Raw genomic sequence first — 23,864 nt, 5'->3', positions numbered from 1 at the left:
GGGCATCTGCAGGTCCGCGTGCGGCCGGGCGGTGCCGTCATGACCACGCATGCCGCGATGATGCCGGTCGATACCGATGGCCGGCTGCTGTCGGATGCGCGCGACGCGGCGCGGCAGCTGCTGGCGGCCGAACCGGGCGCCGAGGCCGTGCAGATCCGCCTGCCGGTGCTGCGGCCGGCGGGCCATGCGCCGCTGATCGTGGCGCTGTCGCGGCAGGGCCTTGCGGTGCCGTCCGATGCGGGTCGGCCGGCGGCCGCCAGCGAGCCCGTGGCCGGGCTCTGGCTCTGGCACGATGCCGCGGCGCAGCTTACCGTCGGATTGCCCGAGGCGGCGACCGGGGGCGCCGATGTGCGCCTGCGTTTCGCCGACCCGGCCGAGGCGCCGCCCGCGTCCACGCTCACCCGCTGGCGCGCCGTGCTGCGCATGACGGCCGGGATGCTCGATGCGCTGGTCGAGCAGGCGCAGGCGCGCGCCGATCTTGCCGCGCTCAGCGGGCAGGCCGACCGTTTGCGACGGCAGGTGCGGACCGATGCGCTGACCGGGCTGGCCGGCAAACCCGCCTTCGAGGAGGCGGCGGATCGCCGGCTGGCCGATCCCGCCCGTCCCGCCATGCTGATCCTGGCCGAGATCGAGCGGCTGCGCGCGGTCACCGACCTTTATGGCGCGCAATTCGCCGATGCCTTCGTCCGGGCCGTGGCCGAGGAACTGGTCGAGACCCTGCCGACGGGCAGCCTGATCGGGCGGCTCTGCGGCTCGGAGTTCGCGGCGCTGGTCGATTTGCCGGCGGGCCAGAGCCCGACGCCCGCGGCGCTGCGGCTGCGCTGCACCCGCGCCCTGTCGCGCGCCACGCGCAAGATGGGCCGGGCCGGGCTGGGCACGGTGGTCCTGGGCACGGCACGTTTTCCGGGACAGGGTGGCGATCTGGACAGGCTGCTGGCCACGGCCGATGCCGAGCTGGGGCAGGGCCGGGCGGCGCAGTCGGCAAACCCGGCCGCCCCCGCGCAGCGCCGGCTGAACGGGCGCGGGATCGGACGGCAATTCGCCTCGGCTGTCACGCAGGGACGGATCGTGCCCTTCTTCCAGCCCATCGTTGACCTGCACAATGGCACCTGCCGCGGCCACGAGGTGCTGGCCCGCTGGCTGGATCCGGCGCGCGGCGTGCTGGGGCCGCGGGCCTTCCGCGCGGTGTTCTCGGATTACCGCCATGCCGAGCAGCTGACCTTCTGCATCGCGCGGCAGGTCATGCAGACCCTTTCGGCCGCGCCGCAGGGCGAGACGGTGATGTCGCTCAACCTGACCTCTTTCGACCTGATGAACCCGGGCTTCGTGCTGGATTTCCAGACCCTGCTGGCCGAGTTCGGGCTGCGCTGGCAGAGCTTCGTCTTCGAGGTGACCGAAAGCGTCATGCTGGATGCCGGCGGGACGCAGGTCTTTCGCACGCTCGACACGTTGCGCGCGCGCGGCGCCGGCATCGCGCTGGACGATTTCGGCACCGGCTATGGCGGGCTGCGCCATCTCAGCGGCTGGCCCGTGGACCGCATCAAGATCGACCGGCATTTCACCGCCGCGATGGACCGCGACCGCACCGATTTCGCCGTGACACAGGCGATCGCCGCGATCGCGCGCGAGGCGGGCTATTCGCTGGTGGCCGAGGGGATCGAGACCGAGGCACAGGTGCGCGCGCTGCGCGGCATCGGTTGCGATCTGGGGCAGGGCTTCCTGTTCTCGCGTCCCGTCGCCCGGGAGGCGCTGGCACACCTGCCGCAGGTCTTCGCGGTGCCGGACCAGCCCGACGCGAGCGGCTCCTAGCCCGCGCGGCCCATCAGGGCAGGTCCCCCATCAGCGCCCAGGGACCGGGCGTGCCGGGCCGTCCTTTGTCCAGCACCACGGCAAGCCGGGTGTCGCGAGCCGCCGGGGCGGGCAGGTCGAAGCTGGCCGCGCCGTCGATGCGGCCCAGCCGCTGCGGCGCGCCCTGGGGCGGGTAGAGCCAGACCGCCAGCGGCGCCTCCCGCGTTGCGGCAAGGTTCTTGAGCTCGACGGTCACGCGCCGCCGGTCGGGGCTCAGCCAGACGACGGCGCTGGCCCGGTTCAGATCGGGCGACAGCACCGTGACGGGCGCCGGGCCCATGGCCTGCGACACCGGGGGCGGGGCGGCCAGGCGCAACGCCGCGTAGGCACCGGCAAGGAAGGCCAGCACCAGCAGCGCACCCATCGGCAGGGCCCGGCCACGCAGCGATGCGCGCCGCAACTGGCGCGCCGCGGGAAGCGGGTCCTGTCCGATCCGGCCGAGGCTCCGTAGGATTGCCATATCGGTGTCCGACTGCTCTTGTGTCAGGGTCTGGCTTGGCAGTCTGGCCTGCCAATGTGGCAAAGGTTGGGCGCCGGCCTAGCCAATGCGCGCAATTTTTTTCTACACTTGCGGGCACATGGGCAAAGAATCGGACCGACGGGCGGACTGGCAGGAGCGAAAGTGACCAAGACCCTTTTCAGCGGGAGCCGGGCGGCCTGCGCCTGCCTGATCGCGGCGCTGCCGATGCCGGGCGCGGCGCAGGAGTTCTCCTGCGCGCAGATCGCCCAGATGCTGGCCTTCGCCACCTCGCAGGCGCAGGACACCGGCGCACTGACCGAGATGGCCGCGGCGCAGGGCTGTGACCTGCCCGAGGCCGCCGATCCCGGTCCCGGAGTTACGACGGTCGACACTCCGCAGGCGGACGGGCCGGAGAGCGTGCCCCGGACCACCGAGGTCGAAACCGCCCCCGGCACGGCGCCAGGCACGGATACCGCGGCGGAGCCCTCGGCCACCGAGGCATTGCAGACCGCGCTGGACGAAGCACGAATCGCGCGCGACGCCGCGCAGGCCCGCGCGGCCGAGGCCGCGGATGACCTCGTGCAACTGCGCGGCGACGTGGCCGATCTCGAGGCCGAGATGGCAGCGCTGCAGGCCGAGCTGACGGAGGCCCGGGCAGAGTTCGAGACCGCGTTGGCGCAGGCCGAAGCCGACGCCGCCGAAGCGCAGGCAGAGGCCGAGGCGCAACTGGCCACGCTGGGTGCCGAGCGCGACGCCGCCCGCGACCGGGCCGACGCGGCCGAGGCCCGTGCCTCCGAGGCCGAGGGCGCCATCGCCGATGCCGAGGCGCGGCTGGACGAGGCGCTGGACCTGGCCGCGGCCGAACGGCTGCGCGCCGATGCGGCGCTCGAACGCGCCGAGCGCGAGCTGGAGGACCGGCTGCGCCTTGTCGGCCGGTTGGTCGCGCATACCGAGACGGCGCTGTTCGGCTTGCTGTCCGAGCTCGACCTGTCCGAGTGCATGCGCCCGACCGTGCAGGTCTCGGTCGAGGGCGAGACGGTGATCGCGCGGCTGAGCGGGCAGGTGCCGGGCTTTGCGGCCGAGCGGCTGGAGGCGCTGTCCCTGCCGCTGACCCGGGTCGAGACCGATTTCGACCCCACCCTGTCCGACACCTCCTGCGCGCTGGCGCTGGACGGGTTCACCTTTGTCGAGACGGGAGGGCGGATCCTGGGCGCCGAGGCGCGCGCGGCGCAGGAGATGCTGCCCGAGCTGGCCGGGATCGCGGACTGCGACCGTATCGGCCAGGTGATCGAGGAGAACCCGCGGCTGGCCGAGTACCGCGCGGCCACGCCGGGCCTGTCGGGCGCCCGCGGCGCCTGGGTCGCGCGCGAGCTGGGCGGCACGCGGCGGCTGGCGGCCTGCGTGCTTGAGGATGGCGCCTATGTGCGGACCTTCCGGCCGAACACCTCCGAGGCGACGCGCTACCTGACCGTGCTGGCGGAGGCGCCCGAATGAGGCACCTGTCCCTTGCGGCGGCGTTCTGCCTGTCCGCGACCGCGCTGTCGGCGCAGATCGACAATGACCGGCTGGCCGAGGCCCTGGCACAGGGGGAGGTCGCGCTCGAGGCGGTGCGCTCGCTGCCGATCGCGCTGCAGAACCCCAATGTCGGCGGGAACGAGAAGCTGCGCGAGGTCAATGCCAACGACGTCTATTTCCGCGACATCCAGCCCATCGGCGACAGCGGGCAGTGGTTTCGGGTTTTTCCCAGCATCAAGGAGCCGCGGCTCAGCAATTATTTCCTGTTCGAGGGGGCAGAGACACCCTTTGCCGCGGCGCCGGTGGCGGATCGCGATCCCCAGCCCACGGACCTGTCCATCCTGCTGCATTTCCCCGATGGCGGGCATCCGCGCGACCGCTGGTCCCAGGGGCGGCCCCGGGCCGTCTATACCCGCCCCAATGTCGAGAATGCAGAGGCCGAGACCTGGCCCGTCGGGTGCTACCGCTTCACGCTGAGCATCGCGGGGGCGGGCGAGCGGGCCTATGGCCCCGGGGCGGCGTGCGAGTTGCGCCCGACCGAGACCGCCGGCTGGGCGCGGATCACGCTGGACGGGGCCGAGGATCACTTGCTGGTGCTGGGCACGCGCGACGCGCCCTATGCCGCGCAAGTCGGCCCGGCCGAAGCGTCGCAGCCGGCCGGGCTGCGCCTGCTGGTCTGGGATGGCGGCGCGCCGGACTGCCCCGATTTCCTTGACCCGGCCGTGCCGGTGACGCGGCTGGGCGCGTCCTTCGCCGGGCAGCTGGGCGATCTGAACACCAATTCGCGCTGCGGCGTGGCAGATGCGGCGGGGGCCGAGGTCTCGGTCACCGGGCTGCGCGCGCAGGGCGACGGCACCTATCTGCCCGAAGGCACGGGGCCGGTGACCCTGTCGCGCGGCGGCGGGCAGGTGGTCGTGCCCCGCGATGCGCGCCTGCGCGAGCTTGCCGAGACGGGCGGTTTCCTGTTGGTGGACGAGACCGCCTTTGCCACCCCGGTGTCGCAACCCACCCCGGACGCAACCGGCGGGCGCTACGCGCTGGTGGAGCTGGACACGCGCACCCCCGTGACTGGCATGGCGCTGCTGCGGCCCGGCGGGACGCGGATCGAGCTGGCCCGGCTGACCGGCCCGGCCATCTTCTCGGACCGGGTGGGCTATTGGCGCGCGGGCACGGGCGAAGAGCTCTTCCACCTGCGCCTCGACCGGCCGGGCCCGGCCGAGATCGCGGTGCAGCCGGCCTCGGAGCTGTCGGTCTGCCCGCCCGTGCCGCTGCAGGTGGGGGCCGATCCCTTCACCGTGCCGCGCAGCGCGGTCAGCTGCGGGGCGCGCGAGATCTCGGTCACGTTGCGCCTGCCCGAGGGCTTTGCGCTGGGCGCGCGCGACGACCTGTTCAAGGGGCCGTGCCCCGGCTTTACCCCCGATCCGGCCAGCCGGGCGCGGCATTACTGTCTCGATCTCGACACGCCGCGCGCCGGGCTGCCCGAGCTGGAGATCGCCTTTGACGAGGCCGGCCTGTCCGAGCGCTACGAGATCGTTGCCGACTATCCGCGCAGCCTGCCGCGCAGCGCGCTGACCGAGGGCGCGCCGGTGCAGGTCGCGCTGCGGGTGCGGCCGCGCGCGACGCCGATCACCGTGCCGGTGCAGGGCGGGCTGCTGAACGAGGATGTCGGCGCAGGGGATTTCCGCGTCAGCCTGATCAACGGGCGCGACATCGTCGAGTCCGTGGCGCTTGATCTGGCCGAGGACCGCGCCTCGGTCCGCCTGACGCCGCGCTTTGCCGCCGCCGCGCTGGATGCGTGGCAGAAGACCGCGCAGCTGCCGGTCTTCCTCGAATCGCTCGGCGGGCAGCGCTTTGTCGATGACACGGGCGCCGAGGCGCGCAGCATCCGGCTGGATCTCGACATCTCGGGGATGACCGGCGCACCGGCGCCCGACCAGCCCGCCGCGGTGATCCGCATCCTGCCCGATTCCGTCACCCTGCCGGAGCGGCTGCCGGTGGACGGGCTGGCCCTGACCCGGGACGGGGTGACGCCGGTGCAGGATTATTTCTGCCGCGTCGGGCTCAAGATCGAGGACTCGCTGACCTCGTGGCTGACGCCCGAGGGGCGCGACGCGGTGCTGCCCGACGCGATCAGCGGCACCCGGCTGGACTCGGTCTCGCGGATCGACATCGTGACCGGGCCGCGTCCGGCCTCGGGCAGCGAATCCGCGCCGCCCGAACAGGTCTGCCGGCCCGAGGGCACGGTGATCGCCAGCATGGACGCCAAGTCCTTTGTCGCGCTCGACCGCATCGCGCTGCCCTATGCGCATCCCGTGCTGGTCTATTTCCTGCGCACCGCGCCCAGCGACACGCATTACGGCCGCGACGCGCCGCGTGTCTACCGGGCCTGGCTGGACGCGCTGCAGGGGCTGACAGGCAGGCGGCTGATGGCGATCCGCCAGCCGGCGCGCCGCGGCTTCGAGACCATCGCCGCGGGCACCACGGCCAAGCCGCTGGACTGGCGCATCGAAAGCGCCGCGCTGATCCGCGGCAACGCCACCGCGCTGAGCGAGCCCGACCTGCGTGACGTGTTCGACGATGCCCGCGCCGTGGCCGATGCCGCCGGCCTGCCCGAGGGCAGCTGGCCCGACATCATCGTGCTGCGCGCCGCCGCCACCCGGTTCGAGCTGGGCACCGATTGCGCCGATCTCAGCCGCGCGATCCGGGCCCGGCCCGCCGGGGCGCGGATCCTGATCCTCGAGGACATGCGCGGCAGCGTGCCGGTGCCGCCCGCGCAGGATGCCGGGACCGGCGAGATCCGCACCTGGGCGACCAGCCGCTGCACCGGGCCCGAAGGGTTCGAGGCGACGCTCGTGGTGACCGATTTCGTCGACCAGACCGACCCGCCCGTGGATTTCGCCCGCGCCCTGCGCGACCCGCTGTCCGAATACCTGCTCGATTGACCCTGCGGAGGGACCATCATGCGCCAGACCGTCTTCTGCCTTCTCAGCGCCGCGCTGGCACTGTCGCTGCCCGGGGCCGCCCGTGCCGAGTGTCGCGGCCCGGTGGCCTACCCGGTGCTCTCGCTGACCGAGGGGTTGCCCATGGTTGACCCCTCGGGGGCCGAGATCGGCCGTCTGGGCTATCTCGACGCGCTTGAGGCCGAGCAGTACCAGAGCACGCTGGCCCCGGCGCCGGGCGGGGCGCCGCCCGCGACCGTGTCGGTGGTGGCGCCTGACGGTACGCCGGCGCTGGTGCCGGCCGACCAGGTGCTGACCTTCTCGGGGCGGGGCTGCCTGTCGGAACGGGTGCGGATGAGTGACATCCCCCGCAACGAGCGGGACCTGACCAACACGCTGCAGGCCAAGGCGCTGCTGGGCATCCGGCCCGAAAGCCTCGAGACGCTGGCGCCCGGCGAAGAGCCGCAGGGCATCGCGCTGCGCGCCGGCCCCTCGGCCGAAGCGCCGGTGCTGGAATACCGCAAGCGCTACCTGCTGGGCTATGTCTATGCGTCGCATTACGATGCCGAGACGCTTCAATACTGGTATTTCATAGGCTCCAAGGACGAGGCGCGGCTGCGGCTGGAAGAGGACGGGCGGATCAACCCGCGCTCCGCCGACGAGATGCTGGGCTGGGTCAGCCAGAACGACCTCGTGCTCTGGCCGCAGCGCCAGGCGGTCTATCCCAAGGGGCCCGAGGCCTTCATGTCCATCGTCGGGGACGCCGACCTGGCTGATGCCGACGGGCGCGGTGTGCGGATCGAGTGGATCGACGAAGCCGCCCCCGACCAGGCCAATTCGATCCTGAAATTCTCGCTGCTGGGCCAGTCCGATACCGAAGGCGTCTATTCCGTCGCCTATCCGCAGATCGCCAGCGACCGGGCCGAACCGGTCACCGCGCGGGCACGGCCCACCCCGGCGGCGCCCGAGGCCGGCGTGGCCGGCGGCAGCGACGCGACCCGGGTGCTGCTGAACCTGCTGGCGGATTCGACGCAGGATCTCGACGTGCTCTTCGTGCTCGACAATACCGAGAGCATGGAGGTCTACCGCGACAGCGTGATCCGCGGCATCGAGGACCTGAACAACGATCCCGCCACCGACCGCGAGACGCTGCGCGTCGCGGTCGCCATGTTCGGCGACTTCTTCGACAGCCCCGAGGCGGCCACCGACTGGGCGGCGACGCGCGGCGGGTTCGACCCGTCCTGGCGCCAGTTGATGCCGCCGGGCCAGCCCTTCCAGTTCTGGCTGCAGGATCTCGCCTTTCCCGGCGCCTTCCCGACGCTGGCGGATCTGCAGGCGCGGTTCGGTGGCGCCTATGCCGACCCGCAGGTGGACCGCGAGGAGATGGGGCTGGCCGCGCTCGACATCGCCATCCGCTCGACCGGGTGGCGGCAGGATTCCGTGCGGTTGGTGATCTATGTGGGCGATGACCGGGCGCGGCTGTTTCCCGGCCGCGACCTGGCCGACAGCGCCGAGCGCATCGCGCTGACGCTCAAGGATTTCAACGCGCTCTTCCTGCCGATCAACGTGGCCGGGCGCGATATCGACGACAACAACAGCGCGTGGCTGGAGCAGGTCGCGCGCATCGCCGAGGCGGGCGAGCAGATCCCCGGCTCGGGCGGCTCGCTGCCCACGGTGGTGGCCTATAACGATCCCGGGGTCAGCGATCTTGACAATGCGCGGCGCGGCGTGCGCGACAGCATCGCCTCGCTCTTCGTGCTGCAGAAGGCCGCGCCGGGCGAGTTCAACCTCGACGAGGTCTGCCGCATTGCGCTGGAGAACAACGTCTCGTGCAACATCCCGCTGCTGATGCTGCAGCGGCTGGCCGATGCCGACCTGAGCGAGCTGGAGGCGCTGGAGTTGCGCACCGACCTGCTGCGCACCGGCTATTACCCGATCGAGGATGCCGAGATCTTCGTGGCGCTGTCGGTGCTGGAACGGCAGGGGCTGGAAAGCGCGATGGAGACGGTCTGCGCCGCCATGCAGGACCCGGGACGCATGCGGCGCGAGCTGGAGGACATGGCCGAGCAGCTGGCCGCGGGTTTCCTGGGCGAGTCGCGCATCGGCTCCACCGCGCTCAGCCCCGAGGGCGAGACCATCCCCGAGTTCTTTGCCCGCATGACCAACCTGCCAGCCGAGTATTTCAGCGTCTTCAAGATCGGTGACCGCGAGCTGGGCGTCGATGCCTTCGTCGACGTGGTGATCGACCTCGAGGACGACCCCGCGCAATACCGCGCCCTGCAGCAGGAGCTGTGCCTCTCGGCGCGGCTGCTGGAGGCCGTGGGGCAGGGCGATTACGTGGACCGCGACAGCTTCGAGGCCGAGTTCGACGAGGATTTCCAGGCCTTCGACTTCATCGAGCGCGCGCCGCTCAAGGAGTTCGAGTGGCGCTGGGGCGTTGGCGGCGGGCTGCAGGTGCATTTCGTCCCGCAGAGCTTCTTTCCCAAACAGGTGCTCTGAGCCATGCGCCAGCCGGGGCCCCTGGTCCGGATCGAGGCCTTCGCGCTGGCCCGTGGCGCGCCGGGCGGGCCGGGCTTCCGGCTCGAGATCCCGGCGCTCGAGATCCCGCGCGGCGGCATCACGGCCATTGTCGGCGTCTCGGGCAGCGGCAAGTCGACCCTGCTCAACATCTGCTCGGGGCTGGAGCGATCGGGGCAGGGGACGGTCCGCGTGGCACTGGGCGAGGGGCCGGCCGTCGATCTGGATCGCGACGGGTTCGACCATGCGCGGGTCGGGCGCGTCTTCCAGTCCGGCCATCTGGTGCAGGGCGCGACCGTGGCGGCGAACCTTGCCCTGGGCCTCGCGCCCCGGGGCGCGGCGCTGGCGCAGGTGGACCGGGCGCAACTGGCCCGGGCGCTGGCCGATGTGAACCTCTCCGAAGAACTGCTCGACCGGCGGGTCTGGCAGCTTTCGGGCGGGCAGCAGCAGCGTGTGGCGCTGGCCCGCGCCCTGATCGCCGATCCGCCGCTGATCATCGCCGACGAGCCGACCTCGAGCCTTGATCCCGACCTCGCCGACGAGCTGATGTTGCGGCTGCGTCGCTGGGTGGATGCGGGTCCGCCGGGCGCGCGCAGCATCCTCTGGGTCACGCATGATTACCGCCCGGTGCAGCGCTATGCCGACCGGCTTCTGGTGATGACGACCGATGCCGTTGGGCGGGCCGGGCCGAAGACCGACGCCCCCGTGCCGGTGCCGCAGACCCTGCGCGAGATCGAGGCGCTGGTCGGCACGGCCGCGCCGCCACCGCCCGTCAGCGCCCGCACCGGGGCCGAGGGGGCCAGCGGCTGGCGCCACCTGGCCCGTAGCCTCGCGCTCGCGCAGGTGTTGCGCCGGCCCGGGGCGGGGTCCGGGCTGGCCGCCACACTGTCGCTGCCCGGGCCGAGGGCGCGCGCGTCGCCGGGCGCCTGGGCACGGGCCTTCAGCGAATACAGCCTGACGCTGCGCCTGCTGCTGGGTGTGGTGGTGCTGCACGGGCTGATGTTGCTCTACGCCGTGCAGGACCGTCAGGCCGAGACCGTGCTGAACAGCGCGCGCAACTGCCACACCATCGTCAAGGGCACCAGCGCCGAGCTGGATCTCGACCCGCCGGAAGTGCGCTGGCTGGCCACGCGGCCCTGGCTGGAGGCGACCGCGGACGAGGCGCTGCGCTCCGAGCGCATGGCCAGCGACGAGATGCTGGCCCTGCTGGCTTCCGCAAGTCCCGGCCCGGCCTGCACGCCGCAGATTGCGGCCTGGCCCCGGCGCGACCTGCGGCTGGACGCGTGGTTCCCGCAGCCGGGGCAAAGCTGCGCGGACAGCCGGCGTGGGCCCGACGGGGCCAATGCGCGGCGCTCGCTCCAGACCGTGGCGCTGCACCGTAACGAGCCGCTCCTGCAGGACCTGCACGGCGTGGGCGGCGCCTCGATCGCGTCGCTGGTGCGCGACCGCACCGCCGCGGGCAGCCGCATGGGGCTGGTCATCGCCGCCGAGGCGGTGCCGCGTCTGTTCGGGATCAGCCCGGCCGAGGCGGCGGCGCGCGACACGATCTGCGTCCAGCGCAACGGGCTGCGCGACGGGGAGCCGCAGCTGATCACGCTAATCGGCATCTCGGACCGGCTGCCGCGCGACGGCGACTTCTACTTCGACGCGCTCTTCCCGCTCGAGGCGCTGGAGCGCGCCAAGCCGGACATGGCCGATGACGCCTATCGCAAGACCGCGCTCTATTTCCAGCCGCGCGAGCTGGCGCCGCTGGCGCGTTTCCTCGAACCCGAAGCGGGAGCCGACAGCATCGGGGTGCGCTACCGCTATGATCCCGACAGCCTGGAACGGTTCCGGCAGGTGATCGCCTCGAACCTTCTGGTCTCGGCGGTGCTGGCGGTGGTCGCCACGCTGGTTCTGGTCGCCACGGCGCTGATGATCGCGGCCTCGGTGGGTGCGCTGGTCGCCGACAACCGCCGCGCCTTTGCCATGATGCTGGCCATGGGGGTGCCGCGGCGCCTGCCCATGGCGGTGATCGGCTGGTATCTGGGCGTGCTCTTCGCGCTGGCGGGGGGCACCGCGCTGCTGCTGGCCGGGCTGACATGGCTGGGCCTTGTGCTGGCGGGCGGCGTCGCGGGTCAGATCGCCGAGATCGGCGCGACCAGGTATTTCTGCCTGTTTCTGGGGGCGCTGGGGTTAATAGCGTTGACCTGTTTCGCGACCGCTTGGTACGTTGTCCGAGGTGAATTGAACAGCGTGCGCCACCGTCTCGCTTCTATATTGGAATCAGGGGGATAGCATATGACGTACCGCATCCTTGCGGCCGTCCTTCCCGCCCTTCTGGCCGCGGCGCCGGGGCTGGCGCAGGGCCGTCTGTGCCTCGATGCGCCGGACGGGTCGGGGTGCCGCGCCTGCCTGCAGAACTTTGCCGGCGACAGCGCGGATGAGCGGCGGATGCGCGCCTTCATGTGCTATGGCGGCGAGGCCCTGCCCGAGCCCGAGGAGGAGACGGCCGCGGCGCCGGCCCCCGAGGGGATCTGCGATTTCTCGGCCTGTCCCGAAGACGTGGCCAGCTATCGCGCCTGTGTCGAGCATGGCGCCACCATCGCGCGCACCACGCAGGTCGAGGAGATCGGCGCCGCCTATGCCGCGCTGATCGTGCGCGAGATCCCGGTGATCTGCGCCGAGGACGGCATGCCCGCGATCAAGGCCCAGCTGGACGGGCTGGTGCCGCAATACGGTGCGCTGACCTCGGCGCAACGCGACAGGTTCAACGGCTGCATCGACGCGCAGGTGGCCGCGCGGGACGAGCTGATCGCGCGTTTCGACGCCGAGGGCGTGCAGAGCGGCCTGTCGGTGCTCTCCAAGCGCCGGGCCGAGGACGAGATCCGCGAGCTCTATCGCCTGCAGGGCTTTGCCTCGGTGATGGGGCTGTTCGAGATCGGCACCACGCTGAGCGATTACGCGCAGCGCGTCGCGGCCGACATGCAGGTTTGCGAGACGGAGGGATCGTGATGCGCAGCACCTTGTTCGCCGCCGCCCTCCTCGCCGCCGGCGCCCTGCAGGCGCAGCAGGCCGAGGAGACGCCCGAGACGCCGCAGCCGGTCCCGCCGGCGGATCGGGCCGCGGCGCCCGATTTCGACATCGACTGCACCGACAGCACCGCGGTGCTGGCCTTCATGGGCGAGCTCGAGAGCCTGTCCGAGATGACGGCCGTGCGCAATTTCTGCACAGAGGCCTTCGTCGCCTCGGCCGCGGATCTGGGCAGCGAGGCCTCGGCCGAGGATGCGTTCAACCTCGCGCTCAGCAAGCTGGATCTCGAGATCACGACGCTCAAGCTGTTCCAGCGCGACCTGCAATCGGGCGGCAAGCTGGACAACGGCTTGCGCCAGACCGCGACCGAGATCGAGGCGCTGGAGGACGAGATTGCCCGCCAGCGCGAGCGCAACCCCGAGGAGGCCGAGCGCAGCGCCGAGCAGCTGGCCGAGCGCAAGGGCCGGTTCACCACGCTCGAGGCGCAGGTCGGCACGCTCAAGACCGAGGTGGATGCCAGCCTGCGGGCGCTGCGCGACGACGCGCCGGACATCGCGCTGTCGATCCGGCTGCGCGGGCTGGACGAGACGCTGGCCCAGCTCGAGACGGTGGTCAACGCGACCCGCGCCACCATGGACCGGATGGAAAACCTCGAAGCCGAGTTCACCCAGGAAACCAACTGACCGGCCCGCCCGGAGAGGAGAGCATCATGACACGTCCCTGGATCCCCGCGCTGGTCCTGTCGCTGGCACTGTGCGGCCCGGCGGCCGCGCAGGAGGAGGCCACCCCGATCGACACCAAGGCGCTGGCCACCACCATCGCCACGCTGTCGGAAAGCTTTGCGCAGGATATCGACACGCTGGGCCGGACCCTGTCGGACCTGCCCGCCGAGATGGCGGCGACCGAGCAGTTCTACGACGACATGATCGCCTCGGTCGACCGGATGCTGGACAAGGTCGATGCCGAGTCCGACGTGGCCGCCGACGTGCTGGGGCTGAAGGATCAGGCCGAGGCCGAGCGCGTCTTCTGGCAGGAGCGCTGCGACGAGAGCGGCAAGAACCGCGACTGCGAATATGTCACCCGCTGGGACGAGCGCGTGGCCGAGGCGCTGCTGCGCGAGGAGGAATACCTGACGCTCGTCGACGAGATGGAGCAGATCCGCGAGACCTATGTCGACAACCGCGTCTATGCCATCGCGGACCTCAAGCTGGGCGAATTCGACCGTGCGCTGACCGAGCTCAAGACCTCGCTCGAAACCATGGGCACGCTCAGAACCGAGATGCAGAAACTGGCCGTCGCCATCGGCGGGCCGGAATTCGGGCAACAGGAAACCAATTGATGGACGGGGCGGACGACACGCTCGGCCGCTCTGCCCACCCCGCCGACAGCCGCGCGGGCCTCCTGGTCGCCTGGGGCCCGCAGGCCGTGGCGCTGGGGGTTCTCGGCGCGCTGGGCGCGCTTCTGCTGCGCAGCCTGCAGGCCGCCGGGCAGCTGCCGGACGGCCTGATCGGCATGCTGGAGAACCAGGGCGGCTGGGTGATCGTGGCCCAGCTGGGCGGGTTCATCGCCTTCCTCGTGCTGATCGTCGCGCAGCTGGCCGCCGTGCGGATCGAACGCGCCGCCATGGACGGGCGCGGGGCAAGCGGCGCGCAGCTGCTGCATGCGCTGGGCCTGCCCGAGGGCTGGGTGCGGCACCTTGCCGACGGGCCCCGCGCGCTTGACCGCGACCGGCTGGAGCTGGTGCTGGGCCAGCATGAGGAGGCCCGCCTGACCCTGCTGCGCCTGCTGCTGGTGGCCTTCCCGACCACGGGCTTCATCGGCACGGTGCTGGGCATCCGCACCGCCATCGCGCCGCTCGACATCCTCGCCGGGGCCGAGGGCGCCGGCGCGGGCGCCGTCTCGGGCGCGCTGGTGGGCGTGGTCTCGGGGCTCGAGACCGCCTTCGACACCACGCTGGTGGGGCTGCTGATGCTGCTGGTGGGTTCTTTCCTGCTGGGCGCGCTCTCGATGGCGCTGCGCGGCATGCATGCCGAGCTGTTGCAGCGGTGGTAGCGCAGCGCCGTGCACGCCGGGGCGCGGGCTGGCTGGGCGGCACGCCGGCGCTGGGCTTTCTCGACGTGAATTTCGGCGTCTTCGGCATCTTCCTGGTGGTCTTTGCCGTGCGCGTGCTGTTGCAGACCGAGGCCAGCGCGATGCGGCCCGACCTGCTGGTGCTGGTCTCGGCCGGGCCGGTGCCCGAGCAGGGCCGGGCCGAGATCCTGTCCGACGGCGCCCCGCCGGTCGAGATCGTGGCCCCGCTGGACAACCCGTTCCGACCCGACAACGCCTTCGGGACCGCGACGCGCGCCGTGCTGGTCACCGCGGCAGAGGGGCGCGCGGCGCCGCTGTCGGTGGGCATCGTGCTGCTGCCCGACGGGTTCGACGCGATGAAGGCGCTGAACGCGGTGCTCAGCGATGCCGCCCTGACCGGGGCCGATGATTTCCTGCCGGTCTCCTGGACCGTGATCCCCGCCGAGGACAGCGCCCGCGCGCGCCGGATCGTGACGGAGTGGGAAGAGGGATGAGGCGGCCCGAGGATCTGACCCCGGTCGAGGGGCTGGGCGACATCGTCTCGAACCTGATGGCGCTGTTCATCCTGCTGACCATGATCGTGCTCCTGGCCCGCGTCACGGCCGAGGCCGCCGCGGACCGCCCCGGTCGACTGGCCGAGGCCGATGGCGGCGACCTCGTGGCGCGGCCCTTCGACACCGTGACGCGGCCCGCGGGCCCCGTGGTGGTGACGGCGACCGGCTTTGCCGTGCTGGACATGCCCGCCATCCGGCAGGCGCTGGCCGCGGCCGGGCGTGGCGGGCCGGTCGAGGTGCCGGGCGGGATCTTCGTTGGCGCGGCCGAGGGCGAACCGACCCGGGTGCGCAACCGCGGCGCGCTGTCGGGCGATCACGCGCTGACCGCCGTGCTGGACATCCCGCTGAACGCGGTGCCGCAGGCGCTTGCCGTACCGGGTCAGACGCCGGCCGCGCTGGTGGCGGCGCTGCGCGCGCGCCTGCCCGCGGGGGCGGCGCCGGACTTCATCGTTTTTCCCGACGGGATGGCCCGGTTCGGCCCGGTCTACCGGCACCTCTCCGAGACCGGGGTGTGCTTTCGCTGGACCGCCTGGACCCGCACGCAGACGGCCTATACCGACCGCGCGAACCCGCTGCGGATCCGTCCGGCCTCGCTCATGGGGCGGCGGGAATGCCCGGCATGACCGGGCCCGCAGGAGAGCGACTGTTCCATACGCTGGGCGCGGGGTTGCTGGCGCTGGCCGCGCTGACCGCCTGGGCGCTGCAGGACCGGGTGGAACTGGCCGAGGCCGCGCCGCCCGCCGCCCCGGCGGCCTCTCAAAGCGCGCTGGAGGACGCGCTGGTTGCGCTGCAGGACGCCTCGGATGACGCGGTGGGCACGCTGGAGGTCACTGGGCGCAGCTGTCTCGAGCTGCAGCCCGATCGCGCCGCGCTGCTGGCCGGGCAGGTGCGGCTGCGCGACCGCACGGCGTTGGCGGTGCTGCTCTCGACGAAATCGCTGGAAGAGGCCGCCCCGCTGGCCGAAGACCTGCAGACCCGGCTGCCGGACGGGGCGGTGGAGGTGCGCGTGGCCATTGCCAACCGTCTGGCCCGGCTGGCGCTTGGCGCCGGTGACACGGGCCGCGCCGCCACGGCGCTGCAGGCGGTGGAGGGGCTGGCGCCCGATCCTTGCCTTGGCGCTGACACGGCCTTCCTGGCCGGCCGGCTGGCCGAGCAGCGCGGGCAGGGGGCGGCCGCGCAGGCGCTCTACGCACAGGCGGTCGAGCTGAACCCGCTGCACCTGCCCGCACATGTCGAGATCCTGCGCCGCGGTCTGGCCGCCCCGACCCATGGCCCCGAGGTCGAGGCCGCGGTCCATGCCATGCAGGCGCTGGGCCGGTTCCGCGGGGCAAGGCGCTACGCGATCGATCTGTCGCGCGAGGCGGCCGAGGGCCGCTGCCGCACCGAGGGGTGCCATTATCTTGGCGCGGTGATGCTGAACTGGGCAAACCTGCCGCAGGGCGCGCTGCGCGCGCTGGACGCGTTGGAGCGGCATTGCCGCGCGCAGCCCTGCCAGCCGGGGATCGTCGCGGCCGCGCAAGGCTTCCGCGCGCGGCTGAACGGGGGCGCCACATGAGCGGCAGCGGGCCCGCGCTGGCCGGTCTCGCTGCGCTTTGCATCGCGGGGCTGGTGTTGCGCGCTCCGGGCGCGTGGGCCGTGCCGGCGCTGGACGTGGTGGGCGCGCTCTGGGGGCTGGGGCTCTGGGCGCTCTACCTGCGCGCGGGGGCCGAGCGCGTGCTGGCCGTGGCCCTGCTGACGGGCGCAGTGGCCAGCCTGTCCGGCCCGCTGGCCGCGCAGCTGCCCGCGGACGTGCGCCCGCTGCTGCTGGCCGCGGGCGGGATCGCGGTGCTGGGGCTGCAGGCAGCGGCAGCCGAGCGCGCGGGCACGCTGTCACAAGCCGTTGCGGTGCCGCTGGCGGTCTATTGCGGTCTGCGCCTGTCCGGCGCGTGGGAGGGGCCCGAGGCCGCGCTGGCGGCCGGCGCGGCGCTGGGGCTGGTGCTGCTGGCCCGGCTGGTGCGGGCGCAGGTGCTGCCCGCCGCGCTGGCCGGGACCGGGCTGGCGCTGGGGCTCGTGCTGGTGCTCAGCTGAGCGGGTCGGCGGGGTAGAGCGCCCGGGCCGCGTCGCGCACCACCTCCGAGATCCGGCCCAGCTGCGCGGCCAGCGGGCTGGTGCGCCGCCAGACCATGCCGATCACGCGGGTGGGCTCGGGCGCGCGGAACCGCGCCACCGCCACATCGGCCGAGCGTGTCTCGACCGGGACGGCCATCTCGGGGATCAGCGTCACGCCGATCCCAGCGCCCACCATCTGCACCAGCGTGCCCAGCGAGCTGCCATCCAGCCCGTCGCGCGACAGGGCGGACTGGATGTTGCAGAAGGACAGCGCCTGGTCGCGGAAGCAATGCCCCTCTTCCAGCAGAAGGAGCCGCATCTCGCGCAGCTCGTCGGCCTCGGGCACCGGCTTGTCGGCTTCCGCGGCGTGGCGGACCAGCATGAAGCGCTCGGTGAACAGTGCCTCTTCGTGCAGCGTCGGCTCGGAAATCGGCAGCGCCACCACCGCCGTGTCGATCCGCCCCTCGACCAGCTCCTGCACGAGGCGCGGCGTCAGCGTCTCGCGCACATGGATGTCGATGCCCTGATGGGTGCGCGACAGGTCCCCGATCAGGCGCGGCAGCAGGTAGGGCGCGATAGTGGGGATGATGCCGATTCGCAGCCGCCCGACCAGCTGCGCCTGCGAGGCGCGGGCCAGGTCGCCCAGCTCGTCCACGCGGCGCAGGATCTCGCGCGTGCGCTGGGCGAATTCCTCGCCGAACTGGGTCAGCCGCACCTGCCGCGCGCCGCGTTCGAAGAGCTTGGCGCCGACCTCGTCCTCCAGATCGCGGATCTGCACCGACAGGGCGGGCTGGGAGACCGCGCAGGACGCGGCGGCATGGCCGAAATGGCCGTGGCGGGACAGCGCCTCGAAATAGCGCAGCTGGCGCAGGGTCAGGTTTGTCATAAAAAAATATTATCGCGCCAATGAGAAAATACAACTTAAACCCATGGGCTGGGTTTGTTAGAACCATTCCAGTTTCTCGGGGGAGGGCGCCTGCCGGCGCCGGTCGCGGCTGCCGGACGGGCAGGGGACCGGCACGGTTTCCGACCTGTCCCGACATGCCGGGCGGCGCCAAGGCGCAACCGGCCTGCGCGTGCCCGGTTCGCGGGCCGTGCGACCCCATATGGCAATATCGGAGATCGTCATGGACGGAAATGATTTCGAAAGCGGCAAGTGCCCGGTCGTGCACACCCGGTTCGGCGGCCGCTCGAACCGCGACTGGTGGCCCAACCAGCTCAACCTGAAGATCCTGCACCAGAACCAGCCGGCCTCGAACCCGATGGGGGCCGAGTTCAGCTATGCCGAGGCGTTCAAGAAGCTGGACATGGAGGCCGTCAAGGCCGACATCTTCGCGCTGATGAAGGACAGCCAGGAATGGTGGCCGGCCGATTACGGCCATTACGGGCCCTTCTTCATCCGCATGGCGTGGCATTCGGCCGGGACCTACCGGACCGCGGATGGCCGCGGCGGCTCGCGCTCGGGCACGCAGCGCTTCGCGCCGCTGAACTCCTGGCCCGACAACGTCAACCTCGACAAGGCGCGGCGCCTGCTCTGGCCGATCAAGCAGAAATACGGCAACGCCCTGTCCTGGGCCGACCTGATGATCCTGGCCGGCAACTGCGCGATCGAGGACATGGGCCTCAAGCCCTTCGGCTTCGGCGGCGGGCGCGAGGATATCTGGGAGCCCGAGGAAGACATCTACTGGGGCGCCGAGGAAGAGTGGCTGGCCACCTCCGACAAGCCCAACAGCCGCTACTCGGGCGAGCGTGATCTGGAAAACCCGCTGGCCGCCGTGCAGATGGGCCTGATCTACGTCAACCCCGAGGGGCCGGACGGCCGTCCCGATCCCAAGGCCTCGGCGCTGGACATCCGCGAGACCTTTGCCCGCATGGCGATGAACGACGAGGAGACCGTCGCGCTGACCGCCGGCGGCCACACCTTCGGCAAGGCGCATGGCGCCGGGGATGCCGCGCTGATCGGGCCCGAGCCCGAGGGCGCCGACATCGCCGCGCAGGGCCTGGGCTGGGATTCCAAGTTCGAGACCGGCAAGGGCATCCACGCCATCGGCTCGGGCATCGAGGGGGCGTGGACGCCGACGCCCACGACCTGGGACATGACCTATTTCGACATGCTGTTCGGCTACGAGTGGGAACTGGTCAAGTCGCCGGCCGGCGCTTACCAGTGGCAGCCCAAGGACGTGAAGGACGAGCATCTGGCCCCCACCGCGGACGGCAAGGGCAAGGCCATCACCATGATGACCACCGCCGACATGGCCATGCGCGAGGATCCGATCTACGAGAAGATCAGCCGCGACTTCCATGCCAACCCGGAGAAGTTCGCCGATGCCTTTGCGCGCGCCTGGTTCAAGCTGACCCACCGCGACATGGGCCCCAAGGCCTGCTACCTGGGCAATGACGTGCCGGCCGAGGACCTGATCTGGCAGGATCCGGTGCCCGCGGTCGACCATCCGCTGGTGGACGAGGCCGACGTGGCCGCGCTGAAGGCCAAGCTGACAGATGCGCTGCCGGTGGCCGAACTGGTCAAGACCGCCTGGGCTTCGGCCGCGACCTATCGCGGCTCGGACCGTCGCGGCGGTGCCAACGGGGCACGCCTGCGCCTCGACCCGCAGAAGGGCTGGGCCGTGAACGAGCCCGAAGCACTGGCCAAGGTGCTGGACACGCTCGAGGGCATCCGGTCGGAGTTCAACGACAGCGCGTCGGGCGGCAAGAAGATCTCGATGGCCGACCTGATCGTGCTGGGCGGTGTCGCCGGTGTCGAGGCCGCGGCCAAGGCGGCCGGCCACGACATCACCGTGCCCTTCACTCCGGGCCGGACCGATGCCACCGACGAGATGACCGACGCCGAGAGCTTCGAGCCGCTGGAGCCGGTCTCGGACGGGTTCCGCAACTTCCAGAAGGGCCAGTACACCATGTCCAGCGAAGAGCTGCTGGTGGATCACGCGCAGCTTCTGGGCCTGACCGCGCCGGAAATGACCGTTCTGGTCGGCGGCATGCGGGCGCTGGGCGCCACGCATGGCGGCAGCGCGCATGGCGTCTTCACCGACCGTCCGGGCCAGCTGACGAATGACTTCTTCGTCAACCTTATGGACATGCGCACGGTGTGGAAGCCGGTCACCGAGGACCAGACCGAGTTCGAGGGCAATGACCGCGTCACCGGCGAGCGCAAGTGGACCGCGACCCGGGTCGACCTGGTCTTCGGCTCCAACTCGCAGCTGCGCGCCATCGCCGAGGTCTATGCGCAGGACGACAACGCCGCCAAGTTCGCGCGCGATTTCGTCTCGGCCTGGACGAAGGTGATGAACGCCGACCGGTTCGACCTCGCCTGAGACCAACGGGCGCCAGACCGGCCGGGCCTTGCCCGGCACGGTGCGACCCGGCATCCCCACGCCCGGCCAAAGATGGCCGGGCGTTTCCTTTTGACGCCCGGGGGCGCAATCGCTACACGCCGCGGAACGAAAGGGGACTTCATGGCACGCGTTCTCATCACCGGCACGGCCGGCTTCATCGGCTACCACCTCGCCTTGCTGCTGCTGGACGAGGGGCATGACGTGCTGGGCTACGACGGCATGACCGATTACTACGACGTGTCGCTGAAACAGGCCCGCCACGCGCGGCTGGCCCGGCACGCGCGCTTCACCGCCACCGAGGCCATGCTCGAGGACCAGCCGGCGCTGGACCGCGCTGCCGATGCCTTTGCGCCCGAGATCGTGGTGCATCTCGCCGCGCAGGCCGGGGTGCGCTACTCGATCGAGAACCCGCGCGCCTATCTCGACAGCAATGTGATCGGCACCTTCAACGTGATGGAGGCCGCGCGGCGCCACGGCGTGCAGCACTTGCTGATGGCCTCCTCCTCCTCGGTCTACGGCGCCAACAGCGCGGTGCCCTTCCGCGAGACCGACAAGGCCGACACGCCCATGTCGATCTACGGCGCCACCAAGAAGGCCGATGAATCCATGGGCCATGCCTATGCCCATATCCACGGCCTGCCGACCACGATGTTCCGCTTCTTCACGGTCTACGGGCCATGGGGCCGGCCCGACATGGCGCTGTTCAAATTCGTCAAGGCGACGCTCGAGGGGCGGCCCATCGACGTCTACAATCACGGCAACATGCAGCGCGACTTCACCTATGTGACGGATCTCGTGCGCGCGGTGCGCCTGCTGATGACCGACGCGGTGCCGCAGACACCCGCCGACGGGCAGGTGCCCGAGGGCGACAGCCTGTCGCCGGTGGCGCCGTTCCGGGTGGTCAATATCGGCAATTCGCGCAGCGTGCGGCTGATGGAGTTCATCGAGGCGATCGAGGCCGCGCTGGGCGTCAAGGCCGAGCGCAACTACATGGACATGCAACCCGGCGACGTGCCCGCGACCTGGGCCGATGCGACCCTGCTGGAGCGCCTGACCGGCTACCGGCCGCAGACCGACATCCGCGAGGGCGTGGCCGAATTCGTGCGCTGGTACCGCGATTACTACAAGGTCTGAGCCGCACCCCCCGGCCCGGCGTGGTCGTCATGCGCGATTGACAGCCGCGCCCCTCATGGGTCAAACCAGCCTAGCAAACGGTCCTGCACGTGCGAGTCGCGTCAGGGGAAAGAGGGAATGCAGTGCGGTGGCCCCGGCCGCCAATCCTGCAGCTGCCCCCGCAACTGTGAGCGGTGAGCGAGGCCGACGGTGCCACTGGAGAGATCCGGGAAGGCCGGCCGAGCGTCGATCCGCAAGCCAGGAGACCTGCCGCTTGCATGCCCTTCGGGGCATTGCCACCGGACGCCGGGGTGCGCGTCTGGCTCGAAGCGGCCCTGTCGCCGTTCGTGCCGATACATCCCGTCCGTTCCCTTGTACCCCGGGGCCGCTCGGCCCCGTGTCACGCGGAAGGACATGACCTTGTTGAAACCGCTCGTCGCCGCCACCGCGGCCCTCTGCCTGCCCGCCGCGGCCTCGGCCCATTTCCTGCTGCAATACACCACCGACGCGATGATCGCGCGGCCCGGCGACGTCCCGGTCAAGCTGATCTTCTGGCACCCGTTCGAGAACGGGCAGGTGATGGACCTCGCGCGCCCGCGCGAGTTCTTCGTGGTGCATCGGGGCGAGCGGACCGACCTGATGGACGGGCTGGCCCCGATCACGTTCGAGGGCGCCGAGAACGCCGGCGCGGCTTTTCGCGGCACCGTTCCGGTCAAGCGCTCGGGCGACTACGTGCTGGTGACGGTACCCGAGCCCTATTTCGAAGAGACCGAGGACATCTACATCCAGCAGCTGACCAAGGTCGTGCTGAACCGCAACGGGCTGCCCACCGACTGGGCCGAGCCTGTCGGCCTGCCGGTCGAGATCCTGCCGCTTAACAAGCCCTACAACGTGCTCGCGGGCTCGACCTTCACCGGCCGCGTCATGGCCGAGGGCGCGCCCGTGGCGGGCGCCGAGATCGAGATCGAGTACATGGCGGCCGAGCCGGACATGGACAGCGCGCGCGCCACCGATCCCACCGCCAGCCCGCCGCCGGGCGGCGCGGTCGTGGCGCTCTCGGACGCCAACGGCTATTTCACCTTCGGCATTCCGCGCGCGGGCTATTGGGGCTTTGCCGCGCTGGGTGCCGGCCCGGTGACCGAGCATGACGGCAAGGAGCTGAGCCAGGACGCCGTGCTCTGGATCCGCGCCTGGGACATGGAGTAGGCCCATGCATATCGTCGACGGGGCGCTGGCCAACGAGGTGGTGATCGGCGGTGCGGTGCTGGCCGCGGGCGGCGTTGCGTTGGGGCTGCGCCACCTGCCGCTGGAAAAGATCCCGGCCGCCGGCGTCCTGTCGGCCTGTTTCTTCACGGCCTCGCTGATCCATGTGCCGATCGGCCCGTCCTCGGTCCACCTGATCCTGAACGGTCTGGCCGGGCTCGTACTCGGCTGGGCGGCCTTTCCCGCGCTCTTTGTCGGGCTGTTGCTGCAGGCGGTGTTCTTCGGCTTCGGCGGGCTCACCGTGCTGGGCGTGAACACGCTCAACATCGCTCTGCCCGCGGTGCTGGTGGGGCTGCTGCTGGGCCCGGTCATCGCGCGCAGTCGACCACCGGTGGCGGCGCTCTGGGCCGGGCTGGGCGGCGCGCTGGCGATCACGGGCACGACGCTGGTCGTGGCCGTCGCGCTGGTGCTGAGCGGCGACGAATTCCTGCCGGCCGCGCGCCTGGTCTTTTTCGCGCATCTGCCGGTCATCGCGGTCGAGGCGCTGCTGACCGGTGCGGCGGTCTACCTCGCGCGGCAGGTCAAGCCCGAGCTGTTTGCCAGCTTCCGGAAAGGTGCGGCATGATCCGTGCCGCCTGCCTCGTCCTGCTGCTGGCCCTGCCCGGGCCGGCCCTGGCGCACAAGGTGATCGCCGCGGTCTTCCCCTCGGGCGATCGGATCGAGGGCGAGATCGGCTTTTCCAACGGCGACATGGCCACCGACCAGGCGGTCGAGGTCTTCGACGGGCAGGGCAACCGGCTGGGCGAGACGGTGACCGATGCCGACGGGTTCTTCGAATACGTGCCGCAGGCGCCCGTGCGCCATGTCTTCCGCGCCGATCTGGGCGCGGGCCACGTGGCCGAGACCAGCATGAGCGCCGAGGAGGTGGCCGCGCTGCTGGGCGTGGCCCCGCCGGAGCCCGCCCCGACACCTAACACGCAAGCGGTCACGCCGGCCGCCACCGGGCTCAGCGCCGCCGACAAGGCCGCCATCGCCACGCTGGTGCGCGACGAGATCCGCCCGCTGCGCCGCGAGATCGCCGCCTATCGCGAAAAGAATGACCTTCAGACCGTGCTGGGCGGGATCGGCTACATCTTCGGGCTGTTCGGGCTGGGCTTTTACCTTGCCGCGCGCCGCAAGCTCGCGGCGGGCTGAG

The 23,864-nt window shown here is 71.4% G+C and carries 20 protein-coding genes and 1 riboswitch; of the genes, 18 read left to right on the top strand and 2 right to left on the bottom strand.

The genetic code is table 11. From position 1 onward, the window contains the following. Positions 1-39 precede the first annotated feature (39 nt). Positions 40-1,809 carry a GGDEF domain-containing phosphodiesterase gene (locus AVJ23_RS01640; protein ID WP_157772601.1) on the top strand — a complete coding sequence of 590 codons (1,770 nt, stop codon included), beginning with the start codon at positions 40-42 and terminating at the stop codon, positions 1,807-1,809. A gap of 13 nt (positions 1,810-1,822) precedes the next feature. On the opposite strand, the gene AVJ23_RS01635 is transcribed toward AVJ23_RS01640, so the two are convergent. Then, positions 1,823-2,308 carry an anti-sigma factor domain-containing protein gene (locus AVJ23_RS01635; RefSeq protein ID WP_157772600.1) on the bottom strand — a complete coding sequence of 162 codons (486 nt, stop codon included), beginning with the start codon at positions 2,306-2,308 and terminating at the stop codon, positions 1,823-1,825. Positions 2,309-2,470: 162 nt separating this feature from the next. Here AVJ23_RS01635 and AVJ23_RS01630 point away from each other — a divergent pair, with 162 nt between their 5' ends. The 12 genes from AVJ23_RS01630 to AVJ23_RS01575 are packed head-to-tail and all read left to right on the top strand — an operon-like array spanning position 2,471 to position 16,982. Beyond that, positions 2,471-3,802: a hypothetical protein gene (locus tag AVJ23_RS01630; protein ID WP_058860404.1), complete on the top strand. Its 1,332-nt coding sequence runs from the start codon at positions 2,471-2,473 to the stop codon at positions 3,800-3,802. After that, positions 3,799-6,765: a hypothetical protein gene (locus AVJ23_RS01625; RefSeq protein WP_058860403.1), complete on the top strand. Its 2,967-nt coding sequence runs from the start codon at positions 3,799-3,801 to the stop codon at positions 6,763-6,765. The genes AVJ23_RS01630 and AVJ23_RS01625 overlap by 4 nt, the downstream gene beginning before the upstream one ends. Positions 6,766-6,783: 18 nt before the next feature. Further along, a complete protein-coding gene (locus tag AVJ23_RS01620; RefSeq protein ID WP_058860402.1) occupies positions 6,784-9,261 on the top strand; it encodes a hypothetical protein in 2,478 nt (825 codons plus the stop codon). Positions 9,262-9,264: 3 nt separating this feature from the next. Then, a complete protein-coding gene (locus tag AVJ23_RS01615) occupies positions 9,265-11,556 on the top strand; it encodes an ATP-binding cassette domain-containing protein (RefSeq protein ID WP_058860401.1) in 2,292 nt (763 codons plus the stop codon). Positions 11,557-11,559: 3 nt separating this feature from the next. After that, the gene (locus AVJ23_RS01610) at positions 11,560-12,273 is read left to right on the top strand and encodes a hypothetical protein (protein WP_058860400.1); all 714 of its coding nucleotides are present in this window, start codon (positions 11,560-11,562) and stop codon (positions 12,271-12,273) included. Beyond that, on the top strand, positions 12,273-12,974 hold the full coding sequence (locus tag AVJ23_RS01605) for a hypothetical protein (protein WP_058860399.1): 702 nt from the start codon (positions 12,273-12,275) through the stop codon (positions 12,972-12,974). Before AVJ23_RS01610 ends, AVJ23_RS01605 begins: the two co-directional genes overlap by 1 nt. 26 nt (positions 12,975-13,000) lie before the next feature. Then, positions 13,001-13,630 (top strand): hypothetical protein, encoded by a 630-nt coding sequence (locus AVJ23_RS01600; protein WP_058860398.1) that lies wholly within the window; start codon positions 13,001-13,003, stop codon positions 13,628-13,630. After that, positions 13,630-14,343 (top strand): MotA/TolQ/ExbB proton channel family protein, encoded by a 714-nt coding sequence (locus AVJ23_RS01595; RefSeq protein ID WP_058860397.1) that lies wholly within the window; start codon positions 13,630-13,632, stop codon positions 14,341-14,343. The genes AVJ23_RS01600 and AVJ23_RS01595 overlap by 1 nt, the downstream gene beginning before the upstream one ends. Beyond that, on the top strand, positions 14,337-14,855 hold the full coding sequence (locus AVJ23_RS01590) for a hypothetical protein (RefSeq protein ID WP_058860396.1): 519 nt from the start codon (positions 14,337-14,339) through the stop codon (positions 14,853-14,855). The genes AVJ23_RS01595 and AVJ23_RS01590 overlap by 7 nt, the downstream gene beginning before the upstream one ends. Beyond that, positions 14,852-15,538: a hypothetical protein gene (locus AVJ23_RS01585; RefSeq protein WP_058860395.1), complete on the top strand. Its 687-nt coding sequence runs from the start codon at positions 14,852-14,854 to the stop codon at positions 15,536-15,538. The genes AVJ23_RS01590 and AVJ23_RS01585 overlap by 4 nt, the downstream gene beginning before the upstream one ends. Beyond that, the gene (locus AVJ23_RS01580; RefSeq protein ID WP_157772599.1) at positions 15,535-16,470 is read left to right on the top strand and encodes a hypothetical protein; all 936 of its coding nucleotides are present in this window, start codon (positions 15,535-15,537) and stop codon (positions 16,468-16,470) included. Before AVJ23_RS01585 ends, AVJ23_RS01580 begins: the two co-directional genes overlap by 4 nt. Continuing rightward, entirely contained in the window at positions 16,467-16,982 is a 516-nt protein-coding gene (locus AVJ23_RS01575; RefSeq protein ID WP_058860393.1) for a hypothetical protein, read from the top strand. The genes AVJ23_RS01580 and AVJ23_RS01575 overlap by 4 nt, the downstream gene beginning before the upstream one ends. On the opposite strand, the gene AVJ23_RS01570 is transcribed toward AVJ23_RS01575, so the two are convergent. Beyond that, positions 16,975-17,889 (bottom strand): hydrogen peroxide-inducible genes activator, encoded by a 915-nt coding sequence (locus AVJ23_RS01570; RefSeq protein ID WP_058860392.1) that lies wholly within the window; start codon positions 17,887-17,889, stop codon positions 16,975-16,977. The two genes, AVJ23_RS01575 and AVJ23_RS01570, sit on opposite strands and share 8 nt — an antisense overlap. A gap of 241 nt (positions 17,890-18,130) precedes the next feature. Here AVJ23_RS01570 and katG point away from each other — a divergent pair, with 241 nt between their 5' ends. From katG to AVJ23_RS01545, 5 genes are all read left to right on the top strand, one after another. Further along, complete coding sequence (gene katG / locus AVJ23_RS01565; RefSeq protein WP_058860391.1) at positions 18,131-20,332, top strand: catalase/peroxidase HPI; 2,202 nt, start codon at positions 18,131-18,133, stop codon at positions 20,330-20,332. Positions 20,333-20,473: 141 nt separating this feature from the next. Continuing rightward, on the top strand, positions 20,474-21,487 hold the full coding sequence (locus tag AVJ23_RS01560) for a GDP-mannose 4,6-dehydratase (protein WP_058860390.1): 1,014 nt from the start codon (positions 20,474-20,476) through the stop codon (positions 21,485-21,487). 61 nt (positions 21,488-21,548) lie between these two features. Further along, a riboswitch (cobalamin riboswitch) is annotated at positions 21,549-21,755 on the top strand. Between the two features lie 125 nt (positions 21,756-21,880). Then, positions 21,881-22,672, top strand: a complete 792-nt coding sequence (locus AVJ23_RS01555) for a DUF4198 domain-containing protein (RefSeq protein WP_058860389.1) — start codon at positions 21,881-21,883, stop codon at positions 22,670-22,672. A 4-nt stretch (positions 22,673-22,676) separates the two neighbouring features. Continuing rightward, the gene (cbiM, locus tag AVJ23_RS01550; RefSeq protein ID WP_058860388.1) at positions 22,677-23,294 is read left to right on the top strand and encodes a cobalt transporter CbiM; all 618 of its coding nucleotides are present in this window, start codon (positions 22,677-22,679) and stop codon (positions 23,292-23,294) included. Beyond that, positions 23,291-23,863 (top strand): NikL family nickel/cobalt ECF transporter subunit, encoded by a 573-nt coding sequence (locus AVJ23_RS01545; protein WP_058860387.1) that lies wholly within the window; start codon positions 23,291-23,293, stop codon positions 23,861-23,863. Before cbiM ends, AVJ23_RS01545 begins: the two co-directional genes overlap by 4 nt. Position 23,864 lies beyond the last annotated feature (1 nt).

Origin of the sequence: Pseudoponticoccus marisrubri (assembly GCF_001482405.1) — a bacterium.
GTDB classification, from domain to species: Bacteria; Pseudomonadota; Alphaproteobacteria; order Rhodobacterales; family Rhodobacteraceae; genus Pseudoponticoccus; species Pseudoponticoccus marisrubri.
This window is presented reverse-complemented; position numbering and strand designations above follow the sequence as displayed.